Here is a 20223-nt window from a genome sequence, read left to right as displayed (position 1 = left end):
CATCGGTAATTTGCGAAGGAGGAAACGGTGAGGGGAGACATAGAGAAGCTGAAAGGATTTTTGAACTCTATACGAAAACAGCAGGCCGATTACTTTTCCCTGCAGGAAGAGCTCCGGCGGCTGGAGTTTGAGGCACATAACCTTCGAGGCGTCCAGATGGGAGAAAAGGTACAGAGCGGCCATTGCGCCAATCTGGAGGAAATCGTGGAAAAACTGGAGGCCTATCATGCCAAGGTGAACAAGGCTTATTTGGAGCTTATCGAGAAAAGGGACAAGGGAGAAGAGCTCATAAGCAAGGAAGAAGACGGAGTCCGGCGGGCAGTTCTCAGAAGAAGGTATATCCAGTGCGAACGCTGGGGAGACATTGCAGAGAAAATGAATTTCGCAGAGTCGAACATCTACAAAATCCATGGGGAAGCACTGGTGGATTTGGAGCCATTCTTCAGAGAATCCGATTTCAACTAACATAAGAAAAGCAGACTGCGGTGAGGCAGCCTGCTTTTTAAATTGGACGAATATAGATAAAACGTATTTACAAAGAAACAATAAAAGGCTATAATATAGAGAATACAGAAAGGAGAGCTAAGTCAATGAGTAATGATTCAAGACAAACGATGGGGCAATGGTTTCTTATCATTCTGCTGGCATGCAATCTGGCGGCGCTGAGGACTGTGGATTTCCATAATCTACATGTCCTTGACTGCCTGCTGCTGATTACGATGGTTGTCCTGGCGGCGGTGAATTTCTACGGATGGGTGGTGAAGAAACGTGAGAGGCGGTAAAAGGGAAGGCGCCGGAAGACCGGTGGGCAGCGTTTCTGCGAAGGGCGTACGAAAGCAGAGACAGCTTCGGGCCTTTGACGATGAATGGGAAATCATTCGCGAGTTTTCACAAATCGTCAAAAGGAATCCGGAGCGGGCCAAACGGATGATGAAAACAGAGTGACTGAAAGAGTATAGTAAAATAGAGTAAATGATAGGGTATAATGATAGTGTGAGATTGAAGGAAGAGTTCATCGCACACGGTTGTCACCTCCTTCTTTATTCAGGGTTTTCACGTAAGAGCACGAGCTGATGTCGATAGGCTCGTGCTCTTACGTATCAAAAACCATTTCGGAATTCCGGAATGGTTTTTCTTTTTGGAAATGGAATTCGGAAATGGCAAAGGATTTCTCAAAAGGTATTTACAATTCGAGGCGTTGGCGTGCGGTTGCCAGAGCGTATGCAGAGTCACAGCACTATATTTGCGAGCGCTGTCACAACCGGTCCTTTGCTGGAACAGGAAAGCCGGCGCATTTCATCGTCCATCACAAACGACATCTCAACCCGGAGAACGTGACGGACGATAGCACAGTTTACGGGTGGGATAATCTGGAGCTGCTGTGCATCTACTGCCACAACGCTGTGCACAGCCAGGGGCTGGACCGTGAGTGCCGCTTTGATGATGATGGGAATCCGATTGGAATCGTAAATCATAACAACGGATGACTACCCCCCCCACCTTGGGAAGTAAAAAGTTAACAAAAGTACTCCGGGGGCGGGCCTTCGCGTAAAACGAACGCCGCACGCGAAGGGGGTGTAGTTAACAATATGCACTTATAATGTTTTAAAAATTTAATAAAATTCTAAAGGGAGAAGGTGAAAGTAGTGAGAAGAATCAAGCCGGAAAACCAAATTAAACGAAGAATCAAAGAATTGAATGACATATTTTCAGCCATGGATGAGGACCACAAAAAAGTGGTTACGCCGCTCATTGATTTCGCGGCACACATGGAAGTGAACCTCAGAAAACTGGATGAAGATCTTGAGAAAGTTGGATTCGTAGAGGAATATTCCAATGGAGAGAACCAGACTGGCAGAAAAGAGTCTACGGAGTCAAGAGCCTACTCCACCATGATAAAAAACTATACCGGCGTCATCCGAACACTGCTTTCCTGCCTCCCTGAGTCTGCACAGCCTGCAGCAGAGGATGAGCTGGGAGAGTTCCTGAGGAGCCGGATGAAGCGATGAACTACATAGAGAAATACTATGGGCAGATTCTATCCGGAGATGTAGTGGTATCCGATAAGGTGCGGCGAGTCATGAAGCACCTGGTGGACAAGCTGCACGACAAAAAATCCAAATACATCTACGATGACGACAAAGCGCAGTACGTGATTGATTTCATACAGACATTCTGCAAGCACTCCAAGGGGCAGTGGGCAGGGAAACCGGTCATTCTGGAACTGTGGCAGAAGGCAATCACGGCGGCGCTTTTCGGTTTTGTGGATAAAAACACGGGGCTCCGTGAATATAAGCAGCTCATCCTTATCGTGGCCAGAAAGAACGGTAAATCCACTTTCGCATCCTGCCTTGGGCTATACCTTCTGGTTGCGGATGGTGAAGCGGGGCCGGAAATCTACAGCGCCGCCACGAAGAGGGACCAGGCGAAGATCATCTGGAAGGAAGCGTGCGCCATGGTGAAGAAGTCGCCGGCGCTTCACAAGAAACTGGACCTCCGCGTATCCGTCATCCGGTCAAGGTTCAATGAAGGTTCATTCGAAGCGCTGGGAAGTGATTCGGATAAGCTGGATGGCTTAAACGTTCATGGAGCGCTGATAGATGAACTCCATGCATTGAAGGACAAGAACCTCTATGACGTCCTCATAGACGGTATGACTGCCAGGGAACAGCCGGTATGTATCATCACATCCACAGCCGGAACGGTTCGGGATAACATCTTCGACCTAAAATACGATGAATGCGAAAGAATCGTAAAAGGCTATGAGGATAGGGAAGGGTACAAAGATGAAACCATTCTTCCCTTCGTTTATGAACTGGACAAAAGGGAAGAATGGACAGACCCGGCGAAATGGCAGAAAGCCAATCCGGGACTGGGCAGCATCAAAAACAAGGAAACCCTGGCACAGAAAGTATACCAGGCACAGCATGACGCACTCCGCGTGAAGAACCTGCTGTGCAAGGATTTCAACATCCGTGAGACCGGCGGCGAAGCTTTCTTCTCATTCGATGATTTGAACAATGAAGAAAAGTATGACATCCGGTCTCTTCATCCGCGGTACGGGGTAGGAGGATTCGACCTTTCCGAGACCACAGACCTAACATGCGCCACTATTTTCTTCTGCGTGAAGGACAATCCGAACATCTACGTGAAGCAGATGTACTGGATACCGGAAGATCTTCTGGAAAAGCGGGTGAGGGAAGACCAGGTGCCATATGACATATGGAAGAAGAAAGGGTGGCTGCAGACTTCACCAGGCTTCCGCAATGACTACCGCCTTATCCTGCAGTGGTTCGTGGATGAAATGGAGAAGGATGATATCTACCTGTTCAAGTGCGGCTATGACCGGTGGTCTGCCCAGTACCTGGTGCAGTCCATGACTGAACGATTCGGAGAAGATATCATGGTGCCTGTGGCCCAGGGGAAAAAGACACTCTCCGGGCCGATGAAGAACCTGGCGGCTGATTTGAAGGCCAAAAGGGTGATTTACAACAACAACCCTATCCTGAAATGGTGTATGGCCAATGTAGCAGTGGATGTGGACCGAAATGACAACATTCAGCCATGCAAGACAAGCAACCCAAGAAAGCGCATCGACGGCTTTGCTTCCCTGCTGGATGCCTACACTGCTTATGAAACTTACAAAGAAGACTACATGAACATGATTTGAGAGGGGGTGAAGATTTGAGAAAAATCCAACTAAGAAGCATGATCCGGAACATCTTTGGCAGAATCACCGGCGGCCAGGATGGACTTACCAGGGCAAAGCTGCTAAACGGATGGTCAAATGACTACGTTCCTTTCGACGGGGAAGCCTATGACAACGCCACCGGAAGAAACTGCATTGATACCATTGCGCGTCATGCCGGAAAGCTCCATCCGCGCCACATAGTCCTGAAGAACGGAAATATTGTGAAAAATGCGGACAGCAAGCTGCAGTATATCCTTTCTACCAGGCCGAACTGGATCATGACGGCATCGGAGTTCATTGAAAAGATTGTGGCCCAGTATTACTGCTACAATAACCTCTTCGTGTACATCCAGAGAGACATGAATGGAAATGTGGAGGCTCTTTGGCCGCTGAATTTCAATAATCTGGAGCTTTTTGAGGACAAGAAGGGTAACCTTTACTGCCGTTTCACATTCGGAACCGGGGAACAAGCTACGGTTCCCTACGAAGAGATGATTCACATCCGGAGACACTTCAATCGGGATGACGTCTTTGGAGATCCAGAAGGAAAGATTCTGAGGGAGGATATCAACCTCCTGAAGGCAGTGAAGACGGCAGTCATCAACGTGGTGAAGAATTTTCACAAGCTCCGCGGCATCATCCAGTGGACTGGTACCGTGAGGCCGGAAGACCAGGAAAGCATGTGGCGGAAATTCGTGGACAGCTTTGCAGGGCCGTCCAACGGTTCCGGCATCGGTTCACTGGATAACAGAGGCAAGTTCCAGCAGCTGACTACAGATACACAGACCTTCGAGTCGGGACAGATGAAGTTTGCCAGGGACAATCTGTATAAGTACTTCGGAGTTTCCGAAGAAATCGTCTCCGGAAAGTTTAAGGAAGAAGAGTATCAGGCATTCTATGAAAGCGTCATTGCCCCGATAGCAATCAAGCTGTCACAGGAATTCACGGAAAAAATCTTCACTCCCAAGGAAAGAGGATTCGGGAATGAAATCGTATTCGAGGGGAACCGCCTGGCATACATGAGCACCACCTCCAAGGTAAAGATTGCGGAGGCCATGATTCCGGCGGGAGCTATCAAGCGGAATGAAATCCGAGAGCTATTCGGATATGCCGGACTGCCTGGCAAGGAAGGCGAGGAAATTGTGGTCAGCCTGAATTATGTAAAGACCAAGGACCAGTCGCTTTACCAGACGGGTAAAGACGATGATGATTCGAAAGGGGGTGATGGGGATGAGAAAGAAGATTAAGGTACGAAGCATGCAGCTCAGGGCGGCTGATGATGCGGATGGGGAGAATCTTCATGTCGAGGGTTATGCACTGGTTTTCAATCAGAAAACACTGCTGTGGGAGAGTCCGTACTCCGGCACGAAATACTATGAAGTCATCGCTCCTGGGGCCGTTGATGCCAATACGGACATGAGCGACGTCATCTTGCGGTATAACCACTCCGACTCCGCATTGATCCTGGCAAGGACTTCCAACGGAACCCTGCGTCTCAATGTGGATGAGAAGGGGCTCAAGATTGATGCGGACATTGCGCCTACCACGACAGGAAGGGACATTTATCAGCTGATTAAGCGGGGAGACATTTCCAAGATGTCATTTGCTTATACAAGTGATAAAGACTCCTGGGAAAACGATTCGGTGGCAAAGACACAGACAAGGACCATCGATCACATTGATTTCATCATGGACGTCAGTCCGGTGGATTTCCCTGCATACGATGGCACAAGCATTGAAGCCAGAGGCCATAATGCCATGATTGCCGAACTACAGGAGAAGGAAAAGAGTGAAGAACTTCGAAAGAAGCTCATTATAGAAACTTTTTTGTAAAATAAAAGGAGAGAAAAAATGAATAAGAGACTTCTTGAAATTAGAGCAAGAAAAATGGAAATCAGAAAAGCGCTGGAAGGCGAAGGTAAGGTGAACCTGAACGCGCTGCAGGAAGAACTGAAAAAACTGGATGCAGAACATGAGGAAATCGAAGAGCGTGAAAAGATTGCCCAGGGAATTCAGTTCGACAAGGAACCGGAAGGCGTGCAGAAAAGAAGCAAGCCCCAGGCCGCCGTAAAGAAAAATCCATATGAATCCGACGAATACCGTTCCGCATTCATGGAATATGTAACCAAGGGTACGCCGATTCCTGCTGAATTCCGCGATGCCGCTACAACCACAGATGCAGCCGCGCTGATTCCGCCGACTACCCTGAACCGCGTTATTGAAAAGGTTCGTACCTATGGCAATATTCTGCCCCTGGTAACCCGCACGGCCTATAAGACCGGCCTTGCCATCCCGACATCCAACGTAAAGCCGGTGGCTAAGTGGGTAGCAGAAGGGGCTACTTCCGAAAAGCAGAAAAAGGTGCTGGGCAGCATTACTTTCAGCCATTTCAAACTGCGCTGTGCTGTTGCTGTAACCCTTGAAACCGAGAACATGACGCTTTCCGCATTTGAAGATATCATTGTGAACAATGTGGCAGAGGCTATGGTGGTAGCTCTGGAAGAATCTATTATCAACGGCACCGGCTCCGGTCAGCCCACAGGCATCCTGGCGGATAAGTCTCAGGGCGTCACCATCAACGCCGCAAAGCTTGATTATAATACCCTCATTAAGGCAGAAGCCGCCATTCCCCAGGCATATGAAGCAGGTTCTGTATGGGTAATGAGCAAAGCTACTTTTATGTCTTTTATCGGTATGACCGACTCCAACGGCCAGCCCATTGCAAGAGTGACTGCAGGTATCAACGGTGTTCCTTCCAGAGTCCTCCTGGGCCGCAACGTAGAGCTCTGCGACTACCTGCCGGCATTTTCTACTACACTGAATAAAACCGACGTGTTCGCCTTCATTTACCGCATGAAGGACTACGTACTCAACAGCAACTACAGCGTGGCCATGAAGATATATGAAGACAATGACACCGACGATCTTGTAAGGAAGTCAATCATGATTGCCGATGGTAAACCGGTTGATTTTAATTCTCTGGTTATGCTGGCAGGCAATGCTACCGCCTGAGACGGGAGGGAATAAATCATGGCCGTAACACTGGAACAGGCAAAGAACTATCTCAAAGTCGATGAAGATATCACTGACGATGACGAACTGATTTCCTCCCTGATCAGTGCGGCCAGCGATTACGTCGAAAAGACCACCGGGAAGAGGGCGGACGGGAGTCCGCTCTGCGAGCTGTGTGTGAAGCAGCTGGTAACTCACTGGTATGAGAACCGTGCTGTATACAGCTCTAAACCCGGGGCCATCAACGTTCTGCCGCACACAGTCACGGCGCTTCTTACACACATTGCCCAATGCGAGGCATATCCGGAGGCTGATAAGACATGATTAATGCTGAAATCGGATCCATGGATAAAAAGATTCACATTCTGCAGTATGTGGACAAGGAAGACGAATACGGGTTGACGCACCAAGAGAAAGTAGATGTCATAGGGCATTCCATCTGGGCAAGGATGGAGCCTTTTCGTGGGAAAGAATACTATGAGCAGTTTAAGGACAAGGTACAGGAGACCATCAAGGTCACTATCCGCTACAGGAAAGGCCTTAACACGAACATGCTGATTTACTACCAGGGCGTGCTGTATGAAATCCAGACCATCTCCGATGTCTATATGGCTCACGTGAAACTGGAAATCATGTGCCGGCGTCTGCAGAGAGGTGCGGAAGATGAGGATTGAGGAATACACCGCACTCATTGAGAAAGTGCAGAAGGAATTTCCGGCGGAAGCCGAAGCGGAGCTTCAGAGAGGGGCCAAAAAGCTCAGAAGGGAAATCAAAGCCGCGAGCCCGGTTGGGCATGCCAAACATCCTCATAAGCTGAAGAACAGCTGGAAGATGGAAATGGCGGGAACATCCGCCAAAACGCTGGAAGCCCACATCTACAGCACGGCTCCTCACTTCCACCTGGTGGAGCGCGGTCACGTATGGAAGACGCCTCATGGCAAGATAAAAGGCTACAAGCAGGGCACCCACTTCATGGAAAAGACCGTGAATGCGGAAGGCCCTGGCATTTATGACGAAATGGGAAGAAGACTGGCGGAAAAGGTAGGTGTGGAACTTGGCTGAAATCGTAAAGATGATTGATATCGTAAAGACAGTGACGCAGATTCTGAAAGATGAATTCAAGTGTACTGTGTACTCTGATGAAGCATTGGAAAATTTCAAAAAGCCCTGTTTCTTTATCGCCGCCATCCCTGTTTCCATCCCGCAGACTACAAATTTCATGGAGAAACACCTTTCCATCGTGCTAACCTATTTTCCAAAGGACAGCATGAGGGATGAGGTGCATTATCTTGATGTTTTTGACAGAATTCAAAGTCATTTTGCTCTGGGAATGAAGGTGGGAGGCCGTTTCCTTCATGTTGACCGGGTTACTCCGGACAGAGTGGGGGAAGAACAGGATATCCTGCAGATAACCATTGAGATTATCTATCTGGAACAGACAGGGAAGTCGGAATCCGGAGCGGAAATGATGGAGGAAATCGAAGTGAACGGGCTCAATGGAGATGAGACCGTCCATGATTTCATTGATAATAACAGTTAGGAGGAAATAACTCATGGCGAAACTTGGTATGCCCAGTATTAATATCAGCTTCATTGAAGCAGGTATTGAAGCTATCCAGAGGAGCCAGCGCGGCATTGTGGCGCTGATTCTGGAAGAAGCTGCTGATACCATTACAAAGCTGAAGACCGACCACACGGTGGGAGACGATACGGTCAAGGCAATTGAAAATCCATTTACAATCTACACCACCGATGATATCCCGTCAGAACTGTCTGACGAAAACAAGGACTACATCACAAAGTGCTTAATCGGTTACACAAAAACACCGTACCGGGTCAAAGTGCTGCTGGTGGCGAAGAATGCGGAAAACGACACCAAGGCCGATAAATTCGCCGACGATCTTTCCGTATTGGCAACAGAACGCTGGGACTATCTGGCCATTCCGACCATTACCGACGTCCAGTGTGAAGCTGTGGCCACTTGGGTGAAGACAAACCGGGAAAACAAATTTAAGAAGGTGAAGGCAGTCCTTCCAAACTATGCCGGAGACTATGAAGGCATTATTGATTTCGGCAATACATCAATCAAGACGAAGACCAAGACCTATTCACCGGCGGAATACACGGCGCGCATCGCGGGACTCATCGCAGGTACTCCAATGACCATATCCGCTACTTATGCGCCGCTCGCTGAAGTAATTGACTGCGACCGGCACACACTGGATGAAAACGACGAAAAAGTCAACAAGGGCGAATTCTTCATCTGGTTCGACGGAGAAAAATTCAAGATGTCCCGTGCTATGAACTCCCTGGTAACCACCACTCAGGGAAAGCTGGAGGCCTATCAGACCATCAAGACCGTGGATATCATGGATATGATTTACGACGACATCAGGAAGACCGCGCAGGACAGCTATATCGGTAAATATACCAATGACTACGACAACAAGTGCCTTCTGATTTCCGCTATCCAGGGATATTTCCTTGAATTGGAAAGAGGACGTCTGCTGCAGAAGGACTATTCTCAGGTGGATATCGACGTGGATGCGGTAAAGAATTACCAGATTGTCCATGGCCTTTATACCAAGGATGAACTGGCGAAGATGAGCGACCTTGAAATCAAGAAGCTGGATACCAAGAAGAAGGTATTCCTGACAGCAAAGATTAAGATTCTGGATGCTATGGAAGACATTGAACTTCCAATTAACATCTGAGGGAGGTTAGAAAATGGCAGAAGCATTTAACAGCCAGCAGGTCATGTCCGGCACCCAGGGTGAAGTGTGGATTAACGACAAATACATGGCCCAGGTTACTGCTTTCAAGGCAGAAGTTAATCTGACCAAGGAAGAAGTGAACCAGGTCAAGAAAATGGCTAAACAGTACAAAGTGACAGGATGGGAAGGAAAAGGCAACGTGAAGATGAACCACATGTCCTCCTTCTTCCTGAACCTTATGGCTGAAAACATCAAGAACGCCCATCAGACTGTCTGCACAATCGTAGCAAAACTGGATGATCCGGATGCCATTGGGTCAGAACGGGTAGTCATCAGGGATGCCACCTTTGACAAGATGACTCTCATGGACTGGGAGGCTAAAAAACTGGCCCAGGATGACTATGATTTCACTTTTACTGATTTCGACCTGCTGGATACGGCAGATGAATAGGAGGGGCCATGAATCTTACTGAAGCGCTGTTGAAGGCGGATGTTGCATCCGTCACAGAAGAAGCGACAAAGGACTATGAAATCCCGCGGCTCACGAAGAAATTCCAGACTCCGTTCATCCTGCATCTACAGGAAATCCCGCCCAAAAGGGTGGCTGAGATCCAGTCTCTTGCATTCGAAATGGACGGGAAAGGCAAACTCAGCCAGGGCGATTTATACGCCATGAACATGCTGTATGTATGCGAGGGCGTGACCAATCCGGAATTTGCGGACAAGGAAGTGCTGAAGCACTTTAAGGCGGCAACGAAAAAGGACCTTCTGGCAAAGCTGTTGAATGCCGGTGAGCTCTCAGACGCTTCCGGAGAAGTGCAGAAGCTTTCCGGATTCGATGATGGTGAAGACCAGGAAGATAAAGTAAAAAACTGATTGAAACTGACGGGGAAACGCAGCTGATGTACTGGCTCTATGCCAAACATCATATTCTCCCGTCAGTGTATGCCAACATGGACCTCGGGGAGAAAGTAGTGCTCCGGGCGTTCTATGCAAAAGAAATCGAAGAAACTTTGAAAGAACAGGCAAGGCTGAATAAGACCATGGGGAGGTGAGCTGATGGCAAAAATCATTGATGTCATTATGAGACTGCAGGACCAGGTATCCGGTACACTGGGTAGAATCAGAAGACAGATGGAAGAGACCGGACGGATGCACAGACGTCTGGGCGGAGAAATCAGCCGGACCGGAAGAAACATTGAGAACATTGGCCGGGCCATGCTCCCTATGGCTGAAGGAATGGCCGGAGCAGGAGCATTGGCGCTCAAGACCTTTGCGGACTTTGACTCTACTATCACTATGGCAGGGCTGAAAGCAGGAGCTACAGCAGAAGAAATGGAACAGATGAGGAAGGTGGCGGCTGAAGTGGGCCGCGACTTCCCGATTTCTGCCAATGACGCTGCCAAGGCCATGGATAGATTGGCCGCCAGCGGGCTCAATGCCAACCAAGCTACTGCGTCTCTGCCGGGAATCGTGACAGCGGCTGTGGCATCAGGGGAAGACCTTGGTGCAACGGCTGATGTAATTACATCCGCCATGTCAACATACAAGATGATGACAGGAGATATGGGTGCCAACGCCGCCAAGGTAGCGGATATTATTCAGATGGCTGCCAACAGGTCAAAACTGGATATGGCTGCTTTTGGGACTGCTATGCAGTATGCCGGAGCTCCGGCAAATGCCCTGGGCGTAGACATCGAATCGCTGGCAGCGGCTATGGGCATCATGGCTAATAATGGCATTGAAGCATCCACCATTGGGACATCTCTTAGATCTACCCTTTCAAGACTTGCTTCTCCGCCAAAAGAAGCGGCAAACGCCATTGCACTCCTGGGGCTCAAGACCAAAGATGCATCAGGGAACTTCGTGGGACTGGATAATATTATCGGGCAGATGAGGACTGCTATGAGCGGGATGAGCAACACGCAGCAGGTGGCACTGGCAAAAGCCATTGCCGGCGAAGATGCTTATTCCGGACTGCTGGCACTCATAAAGACTGCTCCAGAGGACTACAAAGCACTGGAAGATGCCATCCGGAATGCCAGCGGCTCATCCAAAGAGGCTTTCAACGTCATGAATAAAACTGCCAAGGGCTCGTTCATGTCCATGCTGGGCAGTGTGGAATCTCTTGCCATTTCCATAGGTGGATTACTGGCGCCAACAATGAAGCAGATAACCGATGTCATTAAAGGTGCCGCCGACTGGATTAATGGGTTGGATGATAGCCAGAAGCAGATGATTCTGAATGTTGGGAAAGCTGTTATAGGATTCGTGGCATTCAACATGGCAGCAGGTAAAGCCATCGGAGTGGCAGGGGAACTGGTCAAAGTCTATGGAGATATCGGTATCGCGCTTCATGGAGGAACCATCCAAAACCGGCTCCTTATGTACTCCGTGCGAGGACTTGCCAGGGTACTGCCGGTGGTAGGCTCCGGACTATTTTCCATTGTGAAAGTGCTGGGAGGCGCAGCATCTTCGGCTATCGTCGGAGCTGTACGACTGCTTACTGCTCTTAGTGGAGGGATACTTGCGGTTGCAAGGGCACTTATTACTGCTGCCATTGCAGGCGGGCCAGTGGTGTGGGCCATTATGACCATTGCGGCGGCCGCCGCATTAATCTATGCAAACTGGGACGCCATAGGGCCTTATTTCAGAAACCTTTTCAATGGCATCGTGAATTTCATCAATGGGCCATTCGCCAGCGCGTGGAATGCGGCGTGGGATGGAATTGTAAGTTTCTTCTCCGGAATTTTCAGCGGGATTGAAGAAGTGTGCTCTTCGGTTATGAATGGAATCAAGAGCGCCATCAATTCCGTAATTTCAGGAATCAACGGCATCAGCGTAGACATTCCGGACTGGGTGCCTGGAGTGGGTGGAGGTCATTTGGGATTTAATATCCCCATGCTCTATACCGGTACTCCAAACTGGAGAGGTGGACCTGCAGTTATCAACGACCGTGGTGGAGAAGTGGTGGACCTTCCATCCGGAGCGAGAGTGATTCCGCATGAGCAGTCTCTGAACCAGGCTTACAGGCAGGGAAGAATGGCCGGAACTAATTCCGGAAACGCCTCCATCACTGTAAATATTTACAATCCGCAGATTAACAGTCAGGGAGATATCAATGAAATGGCCAGAAGAATAGCAGAGCGCATTTACTACGAACTGGCGAAGAATTCCATCAACATGAATGAGGGGGCAGTCTAATGGCAAGCTTTATCGAAAGCGCACTGAGGGCGGTGAACAGCGTTTTCAACGCCCTGGGCTCATACTGCTCTTTCACACTTTACTGCGGAGGAGATGCGGTCATTTTTCCTGTCACTCCGGGTTCCTTCGAGGTTTCGCAGAAATTCAATAACTCTACAGTAACCATAAACTCCATCGGAGAAATCAACATGCTGGGGAAGCCGGGCCTCAGATCCGTAAAGTTTCAGGCCTTCTTCCCGAACAATGATTATGATTTCTCCCTGAACTACTCAATGAGCCCCTATGGTTACGTGGAGAAAATTGCGCAGATGGCCAAAGCAGGACAGCCATGTCGAATCAATATCACGGGAACAGCTATTTCCATGCCATGTACCATTGATGATTTCAGCTATTCCGAGAAAGATGGAACCGGAGATGTTTATTTCTCTATTGAACTGAAGGAATATCGGTATGTTCGGCCTGACTCCGACTTGATAAATGATGTTACTGGATTGAAGAGCCGTACTGAAGAAGCGGAGAAGACCAGAAGCGTCACAGCCTACTCGACGGATGCCATGGAAACTGCCCAGAAGGCCGTGCAGAAAATTCAGAAGGTAACCAGGACGGTGGGAAATGCCAGACGGCAGATAGAGACCTATAAGGCCATCGTAAAATCCGGCGGCATCACTGCAGGCGACGTTCTGACTATCACAGCATCTGAAGTCATGAAGAACGGGCAGCTAATCAAGAGGTTTGGAGGCTAGCATGCTGAAACTGTACTACACAGACCCACCGGGAACAGAGAACGCAGTAAGTTGCCAAGATATTTCCAACTACGTCATTCATGTCACCTGGAGTGGTGATACGGACCAGGCGGCACGAAAGCTTGAATTCACTATCGCATACAACACGGCGGAGAAAGATGCTGCATTTGTACAGCTGAATCTGCTGCTGGGAGGAACAATTGAAGCATCTGATATAGATGAAACGACGGAAACACCGATTTTCATCGGAAGAATTTTCTTCAGAAAGCGGGCATCCGATTCATTCACATTTGAATTTACCTGCTACGACACCATGGTTTATCTGGCCAAAAGCAACATCCGGGCTAACTTCAAAGACATTGATGTTACCAGCGCAGTGAAGCAGGTCTGCGGAAGCATCGGACTTGAAACAGCCGACAACATTCCGTCAATTCCGACCGTAGTGAATTTCATTGCAGATGACAAGAGCGGCACCGAAGTACTGCAGATGCTCTTTGATAAAGCCAAAGCGGAACAGGGGAAAAGCTACAGGGCAATTTCGATAGGCGGGAAAATCACAGTAGTGGAAAGAGGAGAGACCATAGAAAACTACATCGCTGACAGCTCCGTCAATGTGATTTCAGCAGAACACTCCGAGTCACTGGAAGACATGGTGGACAAAGTGGTGGCAGTCAACGATGATGGTTCAGTGGGGCAGATTTTCACAACGGACGATGAAATCGGAAAGTATGGCACAATCCAGAAGATTTATAAAATCCAGCCGCCGAAGAGCGGTGAATCTGTGGACAACGTAACTGCCGCAAAAGCTCTCCTCAAAGCGCCAAAGGAAGAATCTTCTTTGAAGGCCCTGGGAGATATCCAGTGTATTTCAGGGTATGCCATTACGGTTCAGGAAGAACAGCTCAAAGGTAAATTCACTATCAAATCGGATACCCACCATTTTGAAAACGGGATTCACACAATGGACCTGACATTGGAATACATCGGGGAGGCTGAGAAATGAAACTGACAGAAGATCCATACAAAGGTCTGATTGAGCTTCACCGGCGGATAGCCAAAAGAGCGGCTCTGCAGCCGACCGCAGGAATAGGGACAATCATTTCGCCGCCTCCAGGAATCCAAATCAGCTATCATAGATTCATCCTGGATAAAGAGAACATTTACATAGATGAATATTGGCTGCAGGGACATACAAGAACCCATAAAGGGCACATTGTAAGTGAGACACAGCCAAGGGCAGGAGGGAGCGGAGATGCTGAATTCGCTTCCCATACCCATGATATAGACAACGATTACACAGACACACAGACCAAGACTGACACATGGAAACCGGGGGACAAGGTTCTTCTGGTGCCGATTACCACAGAAGATGAAAAGACCACGGCACAGTTTGTGGTGCTGTGCAAACTGGTAAGATTGGACGGTAATTGACTATGGCTAATCCATTTATAGCGGGGCCTCAGAGTGATAACCTTATAAAAGCGTCTCATGAGACATTTCGGGAATTTGCATGGGATTTTGAAAGGAATGATTTCATCCGCGACGACAATGGGCAGTACATCATACTGGAAGGTAATGCAGCGCTGAAGGTGTGGATATATAAATGCCTAATGACAGAACGGTACAGATACCGGGCCTATTTCGATGATTACGGGGCCGAGCTGGAACAATTCATCGGGAAACCGAATGACGGGACAGAAGGGACGGAGCTTTACCGCTACGTGAAAGAAGCTCTTCAGGTAAATCCTCACATCCGTTCAGTTAATGATGTTTTCATGAAGCAGGATAAGAAAAAAGTCACGCTGACCGTTTCCCTTGATACGGATTATGAAAGCCAGTCAGTAGAAGTGGAGGTGTGAAATGGCATTTCAGGCAGAAGACCGGGAAGTAATCCTGGCAAGGCTCATTGAAGCCTATAAAAAATACAGAAAGAATAATGCCAGCGAAGTGGAAGGCACTTTTGCATTCGACGACCTGGCGGCCAACTCCGTAGAATTTCAGAACATCCAGGCAGAAATGGAGCTGCTGATAGAAGCAATGTTCCCGCAGTCATCCTGGGGGGAATACCTTGACCTTCTAGCAGATGAACTAGGGAACGGCATGAAGCGGAGAGCCGCGACAAAGGCCGTGGTAGTACTTACCCTTTCCGGAACGGCAGGGACCGAAGTGAACACAGGAGTACTTTTTGCGACAGACGGGAAAATCAACTTCATCACAACCGAGGCATGCACTATCGGAGAAGATGGCTTATGCACTGTAAAAGCAGAGGCCCAGACGGCTGGGAAAGAAGGGAATGTAAAGGCAGGAACTATCGTCAAAATCCCTGTTTCCATTTATGGTGTGAGCGCAGTCACTAATAAAGAAGACGCTTATAACGGCTATGACGAGGAGACGGACGATTCACTTAGAGAAAGACTTCTGTTCAGGCTGAGACATCCGGTTACGTCCGGGAATGCGAATGAATACGTTGACTGGGCTGAATCTGTCGGAGGAGTAGGTGCTGCAAAGTGCATCCCGCTTTGGAATGGGAATGGAACAGTCAAGGTTATCATCGTGGATGCGAACAATGAACAAGCTAATGATGAGTTACTGAATGCAGTAAAGAATTACATTGAAACAGTAAGGCCAATCGGGGCTTCAGTCACAGTTATAACGCCGGAAATTCTGAAGGTTAGCGTGGCAGCTGAAGTTACTGTAGCATCTGAAGATTATGTTGCTAAAATTACGGAAGCCATTAATGAATATTTCAGAAGAGAAGGGTTCAACTCGAATTATGTTTCCATTGCGCACATCGGGAAGATAATGCTTGAGACAGGAGCTATCAGCGACTATGAATCGCTCACAATTAACGGAGGAATCAGCAACATTAGTGTAGATGATAACCATGTTCCACGGCTTGGGACGCTTACACTGGAGGTAAAATGAATGAGTTTAATCAGAAGTAGGCCGGTAGACATTTCATTATATCTACCAGGATTCCTTACAAAAAGTGCCGAATATAAAGCCGGGCTGGATGCGGAAAGCGGAGAGCATGAAAGAATGCGAATTGTACTGCTTGACATAGAAAAGCAGTTTAATGTCAAAACAGTAGACTGGGGGATAAATCTCTGGGAAGACTTGTACGCGATCAATCAGGATAGAAGCAAAAGCAGCCTAATTAGCAGACGTGATGTTGTGCTTGCTAAAATGGTTCCTCCATCCGTTGTCAATGAGCCTTTTATGGACAGGCTGGTCAATGCTTATGTTGCTGATAAGAAAGCCGAAATCGTAAGCTACATAGACGAATACAGAATTGAGATCCTATATCACGGTGGGCAGATCCTTGATTATGATAATCTTCGGAAATCAATCAGAGAATATTTACCGGCGCATCTGGGATACAAACTGGTTACGTTCACTTCTGGAGATTTATATTTCCATGCAGCCGGAATTGTCCAGAACTATAAAAAGATTACAGTCGATATGGACAGCAGTGTCCATCTGGAGGCCGCTGACACCACAATCCATTATGCAGGACAAGTAGTCCATAATTATAGAAAATTATCTATTTCGGGGGGGGTACTAAACCATGGCTAAATTTCCAAGTTTAACATTTACCGAAGCAGGCATGAAGATGCTGATTCAGTCCCAGAACGGGCACACACTCACTTTTACCAAAGGCAAGCTTGGCAGCGGCGTTCTGACAGACAGCGATGACATTACCAAATTTACCGACTTGAAGGCTCCCAAAATGGAGCTCCCGGTGGTAAAGAAAGATGATTCGGGTAAAGAAAAGATTTCCCTTACATTTAACACGTCAAACACGGCTCTTGAAGAAGGATTCGTCTCCAGAGAGCTGGGCGTGTTTGCAAAGCTGGACGACGGGGCCGAAACACTCTACGCATACAGTAACGCCGGAAACGATTATGATTACATCCCAAACAAGGACACACCGACAGATGAAAACAGGTTGGTTGTGAACCTCATCGTAAGCTCTTCTGCAAATATTGCTGTGCTGGTGGATGGCTCCATCGTTTACGCTCACATGAGCGACCTTGACGATAGACTGCAAGTGACCGCTACGGTAGGGAAGCCGGCAAGTATGGACGAAAAAGGCCTTTGGGTGGAAATCAAAGACGGGCTGAGATCTATTCTTCATCGGTGGAATAAGACAACGAATAGCTATGACACACTGCACCCTGAGACGGAATCTGCCCAGATTACCGACTGGCACTCTGGAATTATGGCAAGCCTCGCAAGCAAGACACTTGGGACCGTAGTGGATGCTATTACCACTGATTCAGTACTGGGAAAGCTTATAAAGCTGCTTTTAGATGCTAGCGGAGTAAAGTATTTAATTGATACAAATGGGTATGTATGCTTTGGCAGTCTGTTTGGCGGGCTAATTATACAGTGGGGATTCTACGTTTGTAATGCGAGTCAATCGTACCCGATAGCTTTTAGCATAAATCCATATTGTATTGCGGCGTCGGTGTTAGCTAGTACAACAGACTCAAATTATTACATCATTTCGGTTGATAATGATAGTAATAGATCATTTATCTTGAATGGCTGGAGAGATAACGTTAAACAGGGCGACATTTATGCTGCTGTTATAGCAATCGGGAAATAATGGACAGTGGGGACGTATAGTAAATTCTAATGGTAATACAAATACATATGTAACATTGCCAATCTCCGCAACACACGGCATAGGAGTTCTAAATGTATCTGATGCAGGAACTAGTGATGCCGTGTGGAATGGAGATTTAGTCTCCCAAAACATTATATTGATAACGACATATCGTCCTAATGGCATTTCGACTAAAGGAGTAATGGCAAAATGGATTTTGGTTTATTTTTGAGTAGACAACGTTAAATGGCTATTTCCCTATAGCAATCCAATAACTGCCCTTCGACTCTGTAGGCTGGCCATCGCTAATTATTTGGATTTGATTCTGAGATAGCACTTTTACTACTCTGATAGACCCAGAATTTGAAACTTCGCCATTTGCAGTGGCGACTAACGTATATCCGTTATTATTAAAAGCAATAGGTAAAGCAGTTAGCATACCATTGGATAAAAATCCCCACTGTTGAACATCTGGGCTTAATATCCGACAGAAAAGTATAAACAATGCAGCGATTTCCCACCGCTTTGATTTGTTTCTGTATAAAACATACAACTAGATTTTCCCAATTGATAGTACGAAACATGTTCATGCGTTTCTGCAGTGTCTTGTGCCATGGCATAAATCCCAAAGCAATTTTGCGTATACGATAGAGGAAAATTAACTGCTCCGAATCCATCACTGCTCGTGTAGATATTTCCCCACTGTTTAGTTACTGCCGATGATAAGGCATATACCAGTCACGTTATTGGTTTGAGCCTTAACCCCTATACGTAAAGAGCAGGTGGTCGCCGTAAAGTTTGTACAAGCGCAACTTGCTGGATTGGATACTGGTCCTCCTTGATGGAGGACTGTAACAGCAAGTGCATGTGCCATTTGTACTGGATAAGTTATTGTGGCATCAAAAATTTGTTCGCCGTTTAAGTGAAACGTATCTGTTGTTACCCACTGTAGAGGGATTGTTACGAAACAGGAGAAGTAGGTTAGAGTAAGCAGAGTATGCATGATTTTTTAAAAATAAAATCAATGAAAAACCCGCCAGAACATCAGATATCTACAATCGTAGAAGTGTAAATATATGCTAATCTGGCTGTTTTATCCAGTATCAATAGTAACAACCATCAAGCCACGGATAATGCAGATAATACGGTAATGCGTGCGATTGATTGAGTAGCGTACTAGTAACACTACTTTAGCAGCTCTATGCATTTTCGTAGCTGTCGCAAGCCCTTGTGTGTGTAAACCCTTTCAGTCACATCTCCTCCGGCATGACCTAATACACGCCGTTTTGCTGTTTCATTGGCTCCTGCATTGTCCAGCAGTGTTGCTACAGTATGGCGGCAGTCGTGGGTTGTATGACCATCAGCTTTGATGGAGTGCATGACATCACGCCAAAGCTGGCAATAGCGACTGTAGTCATATTGCTTTCCTTTGGAATCCGCTATCAGATGCACACCGATTGATTTCATACGGTTTGTAATGAGAGGGAAAATCCGATGATGGATGGGGATGGTTCTGATGCCGGAAACGGTCTTGCTTTTTGTAATACGCATGTATCCCTGCCGGAGGTTCACATCATTCTTCTGGAGTGCCAGCATCTCGCCAACACGCATACCGGTGTAAAGCAGAATGAGCACCGTATCAACACCGGGCTCATCGCAGTGTGCCCAAAGCCGATTAATTTTCTGCCGACTGAATGGATGGTGTGGATGTACAGCCTTATTCTTGCCGATTGATAGCAGGGGAGCGTAGCATTTATTTATCAACTCAATTTTCACAGCATATTTTTCAAGTAACGAAATCAAAGAGCGGACTTTCTTCAGAGAACTGTAAGACAGCCCGCTCTTTCGCATGGAATCAAGAATTTTCTGGTAGTCTGCATATTTTAGACTTTGGAATGGCTCATAGTGAAGAGGAACCAAGTGCTTGAATGAATTGGTGTAGCTGTCAAGTGTTGACTGCGATGGTGCGGTGTTGACCGTATGAGCAGGAAGCCAACGGTAATAGAGCTCAGCAAGCGTTATCTGATGACCTGGAAGGGAGCGATGGAAATGAAATTTATTGTAGTCAGCTTGAAAGATTTCAGCTTCAACCTGCGTGGAAAAGTACTCGACAGGCTTTTGCTTCCCATGAACGCTGATAACAAATACAAATGGCCTCCTCCGATTGCCGGAGAGCTTTTTGATTGAACCATATCCATTTGGTTTACGCATTTTAAAATCACCTCATTTTTATTGTTAAGGAGATAA

28 protein-coding genes are annotated in these 20223 nt (G+C 47.4%); 25 read left to right on the top strand and 3 right to left on the bottom strand.

Annotated features, from left to right (window positions below; genetic code table 11):
* Positions 1-27: 27 nt before the first annotated feature.
* The 25 genes from Dia5BBH33_RS04465 (at position 28) to Dia5BBH33_RS04355 (ending at position 17976) form a co-directional block, all read left to right on the top strand.
* Positions 28-465 carry a DUF1492 domain-containing protein gene (locus tag Dia5BBH33_RS04465; protein ID WP_143332462.1) on the top strand — a complete coding sequence of 146 codons (438 nt, stop codon included), beginning with the start codon at positions 28-30 and terminating at the stop codon, positions 463-465.
* A gap of 125 nt (positions 466-590) precedes the next feature.
* Positions 591-782, top strand: a complete 192-nt coding sequence (locus Dia5BBH33_RS04460; RefSeq protein WP_143332461.1) for a hypothetical protein — start codon at positions 591-593, stop codon at positions 780-782.
* Complete coding sequence (locus Dia5BBH33_RS11155) at positions 769-945, top strand: hypothetical protein (RefSeq protein WP_162849333.1); 177 nt, start codon at positions 769-771, stop codon at positions 943-945. The genes Dia5BBH33_RS04460 and Dia5BBH33_RS11155 overlap by 14 nt, the downstream gene beginning before the upstream one ends.
* Before the next feature lie 128 nt (positions 946-1073).
* Positions 1074-1487: an HNH endonuclease gene (locus tag Dia5BBH33_RS11470; RefSeq protein WP_198419623.1), complete on the top strand. Its 414-nt coding sequence runs from the start codon at positions 1074-1076 to the stop codon at positions 1485-1487.
* 159 nt (positions 1488-1646) lie between these two features.
* A complete protein-coding gene (locus Dia5BBH33_RS04450) occupies positions 1647-2009 on the top strand; it encodes a hypothetical protein (RefSeq protein ID WP_143332460.1) in 363 nt (120 codons plus the stop codon).
* Positions 2006-3670, top strand: coding sequence for a terminase large subunit (locus Dia5BBH33_RS04445; RefSeq protein WP_143332459.1), 1665 nt, complete (start codon positions 2006-2008; stop codon positions 3668-3670). Before Dia5BBH33_RS04450 ends, Dia5BBH33_RS04445 begins: the two co-directional genes overlap by 4 nt.
* Before the next feature lie 14 nt (positions 3671-3684).
* The gene (locus Dia5BBH33_RS04440) at positions 3685-4938 is read left to right on the top strand and encodes a phage portal protein (RefSeq protein ID WP_143332458.1); all 1254 of its coding nucleotides are present in this window, start codon (positions 3685-3687) and stop codon (positions 4936-4938) included.
* Complete coding sequence (locus tag Dia5BBH33_RS04435) at positions 4922-5524, top strand: HK97 family phage prohead protease (protein WP_198419629.1); 603 nt, start codon at positions 4922-4924, stop codon at positions 5522-5524. Before Dia5BBH33_RS04440 ends, Dia5BBH33_RS04435 begins: the two co-directional genes overlap by 17 nt.
* Before the next feature lie 18 nt (positions 5525-5542).
* Positions 5543-6703, top strand: coding sequence for a phage major capsid protein (locus tag Dia5BBH33_RS04430; RefSeq protein WP_143332456.1), 1161 nt, complete (start codon positions 5543-5545; stop codon positions 6701-6703).
* Positions 6704-6721: 18 nt separating this feature from the next.
* Positions 6722-7027, top strand: coding sequence for a head-tail connector protein (locus Dia5BBH33_RS04425; RefSeq protein ID WP_143332455.1), 306 nt, complete (start codon positions 6722-6724; stop codon positions 7025-7027).
* Positions 7024-7377, top strand: a complete 354-nt coding sequence (locus Dia5BBH33_RS04420) for a phage head closure protein (protein WP_143332454.1) — start codon at positions 7024-7026, stop codon at positions 7375-7377. The genes Dia5BBH33_RS04425 and Dia5BBH33_RS04420 overlap by 4 nt, the downstream gene beginning before the upstream one ends.
* A complete protein-coding gene (locus tag Dia5BBH33_RS04415; protein ID WP_143332453.1) occupies positions 7367-7765 on the top strand; it encodes an HK97 gp10 family phage protein in 399 nt (132 codons plus the stop codon). The genes Dia5BBH33_RS04420 and Dia5BBH33_RS04415 overlap by 11 nt, the downstream gene beginning before the upstream one ends.
* Positions 7758-8243 carry a phage tail terminator family protein gene (locus tag Dia5BBH33_RS04410; RefSeq protein ID WP_143332452.1) on the top strand — a complete coding sequence of 162 codons (486 nt, stop codon included), beginning with the start codon at positions 7758-7760 and terminating at the stop codon, positions 8241-8243. Before Dia5BBH33_RS04415 ends, Dia5BBH33_RS04410 begins: the two co-directional genes overlap by 8 nt.
* Positions 8244-8256: 13 nt before the next feature.
* Entirely contained in the window at positions 8257-9417 is a 1161-nt protein-coding gene (locus tag Dia5BBH33_RS04405; RefSeq protein WP_143332451.1) for a phage tail sheath subtilisin-like domain-containing protein, read from the top strand.
* Positions 9418-9430: 13 nt separating this feature from the next.
* Complete coding sequence (locus tag Dia5BBH33_RS04400) at positions 9431-9868, top strand: phage tail tube protein (protein ID WP_143332269.1); 438 nt, start codon at positions 9431-9433, stop codon at positions 9866-9868.
* 8 nt (positions 9869-9876) lie between these two features.
* On the top strand, positions 9877-10293 hold the full coding sequence (locus Dia5BBH33_RS04395) for a phage tail assembly chaperone (RefSeq protein ID WP_143332270.1): 417 nt from the start codon (positions 9877-9879) through the stop codon (positions 10291-10293).
* 26 nt (positions 10294-10319) lie between these two features.
* Positions 10320-10472, top strand: coding sequence for a hypothetical protein (locus Dia5BBH33_RS11020; protein ID WP_162501746.1), 153 nt, complete (start codon positions 10320-10322; stop codon positions 10470-10472).
* Between the two features lie 4 nt (positions 10473-10476).
* The gene (locus Dia5BBH33_RS04390) at positions 10477-12621 is read left to right on the top strand and encodes a phage tail tape measure protein (protein WP_143332271.1); all 2145 of its coding nucleotides are present in this window, start codon (positions 10477-10479) and stop codon (positions 12619-12621) included.
* Positions 12621-13364, top strand: a complete 744-nt coding sequence (locus Dia5BBH33_RS04385) for a hypothetical protein (protein WP_143332272.1) — start codon at positions 12621-12623, stop codon at positions 13362-13364. The genes Dia5BBH33_RS04390 and Dia5BBH33_RS04385 overlap by 1 nt, the downstream gene beginning before the upstream one ends.
* A 1-nt stretch (position 13365) precedes the next feature.
* Positions 13366-14367 carry an XkdQ/YqbQ family protein gene (locus tag Dia5BBH33_RS04380; RefSeq protein WP_143332273.1) on the top strand — a complete coding sequence of 334 codons (1002 nt, stop codon included), beginning with the start codon at positions 13366-13368 and terminating at the stop codon, positions 14365-14367.
* A complete protein-coding gene (locus Dia5BBH33_RS04375; RefSeq protein WP_143332274.1) occupies positions 14364-14795 on the top strand; it encodes a DUF2577 family protein in 432 nt (143 codons plus the stop codon). Before Dia5BBH33_RS04380 ends, Dia5BBH33_RS04375 begins: the two co-directional genes overlap by 4 nt.
* Before the next feature lie 2 nt (positions 14796-14797).
* Complete coding sequence (locus Dia5BBH33_RS04370) at positions 14798-15223, top strand: DUF2634 domain-containing protein (RefSeq protein WP_143332275.1); 426 nt, start codon at positions 14798-14800, stop codon at positions 15221-15223.
* A gap of 1 nt (position 15224) precedes the next feature.
* Positions 15225-16289 carry a baseplate J/gp47 family protein gene (locus Dia5BBH33_RS04365; RefSeq protein WP_143332276.1) on the top strand — a complete coding sequence of 355 codons (1065 nt, stop codon included), beginning with the start codon at positions 15225-15227 and terminating at the stop codon, positions 16287-16289.
* Positions 16290-16940: a putative phage tail protein gene (locus Dia5BBH33_RS04360; protein WP_143332450.1), complete on the top strand. Its 651-nt coding sequence runs from the start codon at positions 16290-16292 to the stop codon at positions 16938-16940.
* A complete protein-coding gene (locus Dia5BBH33_RS04355; RefSeq protein WP_143332278.1) occupies positions 16933-17976 on the top strand; it encodes a gp53-like domain-containing protein in 1044 nt (347 codons plus the stop codon). The genes Dia5BBH33_RS04360 and Dia5BBH33_RS04355 overlap by 8 nt, the downstream gene beginning before the upstream one ends.
* A 250-nt stretch (positions 17977-18226) precedes the next feature.
* Here the strand turns inward: Dia5BBH33_RS04355 and Dia5BBH33_RS11495 are convergent, their stop codons facing one another.
* From Dia5BBH33_RS11495 to Dia5BBH33_RS04350, 3 genes are all read right to left on the bottom strand, one after another.
* Entirely contained in the window at positions 18227-18481 is a 255-nt protein-coding gene (locus Dia5BBH33_RS11495; protein ID WP_456298281.1) for a gp53-like domain-containing protein, read from the bottom strand.
* The gene (locus Dia5BBH33_RS11490; RefSeq protein ID WP_456298280.1) at positions 18454-18669 is read right to left on the bottom strand and encodes a gp53-like domain-containing protein; all 216 of its coding nucleotides are present in this window, start codon (positions 18667-18669) and stop codon (positions 18454-18456) included. Before Dia5BBH33_RS11490 ends, Dia5BBH33_RS11495 begins: the two co-directional genes overlap by 28 nt.
* 492 nt (positions 18670-19161) lie before the next feature.
* Positions 19162-20187 carry a tyrosine-type recombinase/integrase gene (locus Dia5BBH33_RS04350; protein WP_143332279.1) on the bottom strand — a complete coding sequence of 342 codons (1026 nt, stop codon included), beginning with the start codon at positions 20185-20187 and terminating at the stop codon, positions 19162-19164.
* Positions 20188-20223: the final 36 nt, after the last annotated feature.

Source organism: Dialister hominis (genome assembly GCF_007164725.1).
Lineage (GTDB): Bacteria > Bacillota > Negativicutes > Veillonellales > Dialisteraceae > Dialister > Dialister hominis.
This window is presented reverse-complemented; position numbering and strand designations above follow the sequence as displayed.

Excerpts from the sequence above, each read along its gene's own strand:
- Dia5BBH33_RS04395 (WP_143332270.1), top strand. The coding sequence starts at position 9,877 with ATGAATCTTACTGAAGCGCTGTTGAAGGCGGATGTTGCATCCGTCACA.
- Dia5BBH33_RS04445 (WP_143332459.1), top strand. The coding sequence starts at position 2,006 with ATGAACTACATAGAGAAATACTATGGGCAGATTCTATCCGGAGATGTA.
- Dia5BBH33_RS04355 (WP_143332278.1), top strand. The coding sequence starts at position 16,933 with ATGGCTAAATTTCCAAGTTTAACATTTACCGAAGCAGGCATGAAGATG.
- Dia5BBH33_RS11470 (WP_198419623.1), top strand. The coding sequence starts at position 1,074 with ATGTCGATAGGCTCGTGCTCTTACGTATCAAAAACCATTTCGGAATTC.
- Dia5BBH33_RS04365 (WP_143332276.1), top strand. The coding sequence starts at position 15,225 with ATGGCATTTCAGGCAGAAGACCGGGAAGTAATCCTGGCAAGGCTCATT.
- Dia5BBH33_RS04370 (WP_143332275.1), top strand. The coding sequence starts at position 14,798 with ATGGCTAATCCATTTATAGCGGGGCCTCAGAGTGATAACCTTATAAAA.
- Dia5BBH33_RS04415 (WP_143332453.1), top strand. The coding sequence starts at position 7,367 with ATGAGGATTGAGGAATACACCGCACTCATTGAGAAAGTGCAGAAGGAA.
- Dia5BBH33_RS11020 (WP_162501746.1), top strand. The coding sequence starts at position 10,320 with ATGTACTGGCTCTATGCCAAACATCATATTCTCCCGTCAGTGTATGCC.
- Dia5BBH33_RS04405 (WP_143332451.1), top strand. The coding sequence starts at position 8,257 with ATGGCGAAACTTGGTATGCCCAGTATTAATATCAGCTTCATTGAAGCA.
- Dia5BBH33_RS04400 (WP_143332269.1), top strand. The coding sequence starts at position 9,431 with ATGGCAGAAGCATTTAACAGCCAGCAGGTCATGTCCGGCACCCAGGGT.
- Dia5BBH33_RS04420 (WP_143332454.1), top strand. The coding sequence starts at position 7,024 with ATGATTAATGCTGAAATCGGATCCATGGATAAAAAGATTCACATTCTG.
- Dia5BBH33_RS04430 (WP_143332456.1), top strand. The coding sequence starts at position 5,543 with ATGAATAAGAGACTTCTTGAAATTAGAGCAAGAAAAATGGAAATCAGA.
- Dia5BBH33_RS04380 (WP_143332273.1), top strand. The coding sequence starts at position 13,366 with ATGCTGAAACTGTACTACACAGACCCACCGGGAACAGAGAACGCAGTA.
- Dia5BBH33_RS04390 (WP_143332271.1), top strand. The coding sequence starts at position 10,477 with ATGGCAAAAATCATTGATGTCATTATGAGACTGCAGGACCAGGTATCC.
- Dia5BBH33_RS04350 (WP_143332279.1), bottom strand. The coding sequence starts at position 20,187 with ATGCGTAAACCAAATGGATATGGTTCAATCAAAAAGCTCTCCGGCAAT.
- Dia5BBH33_RS04435 (WP_198419629.1), top strand. The coding sequence starts at position 4,922 with ATGAGAAAGAAGATTAAGGTACGAAGCATGCAGCTCAGGGCGGCTGAT.
- Dia5BBH33_RS04385 (WP_143332272.1), top strand. The coding sequence starts at position 12,621 with ATGGCAAGCTTTATCGAAAGCGCACTGAGGGCGGTGAACAGCGTTTTC.
- Dia5BBH33_RS04425 (WP_143332455.1), top strand. The coding sequence starts at position 6,722 with ATGGCCGTAACACTGGAACAGGCAAAGAACTATCTCAAAGTCGATGAA.
- Dia5BBH33_RS04360 (WP_143332450.1), top strand. The coding sequence starts at position 16,290 with ATGAGTTTAATCAGAAGTAGGCCGGTAGACATTTCATTATATCTACCA.
- Dia5BBH33_RS04375 (WP_143332274.1), top strand. The coding sequence starts at position 14,364 with ATGAAACTGACAGAAGATCCATACAAAGGTCTGATTGAGCTTCACCGG.
- Dia5BBH33_RS04460 (WP_143332461.1), top strand. The coding sequence starts at position 591 with ATGAGTAATGATTCAAGACAAACGATGGGGCAATGGTTTCTTATCATT.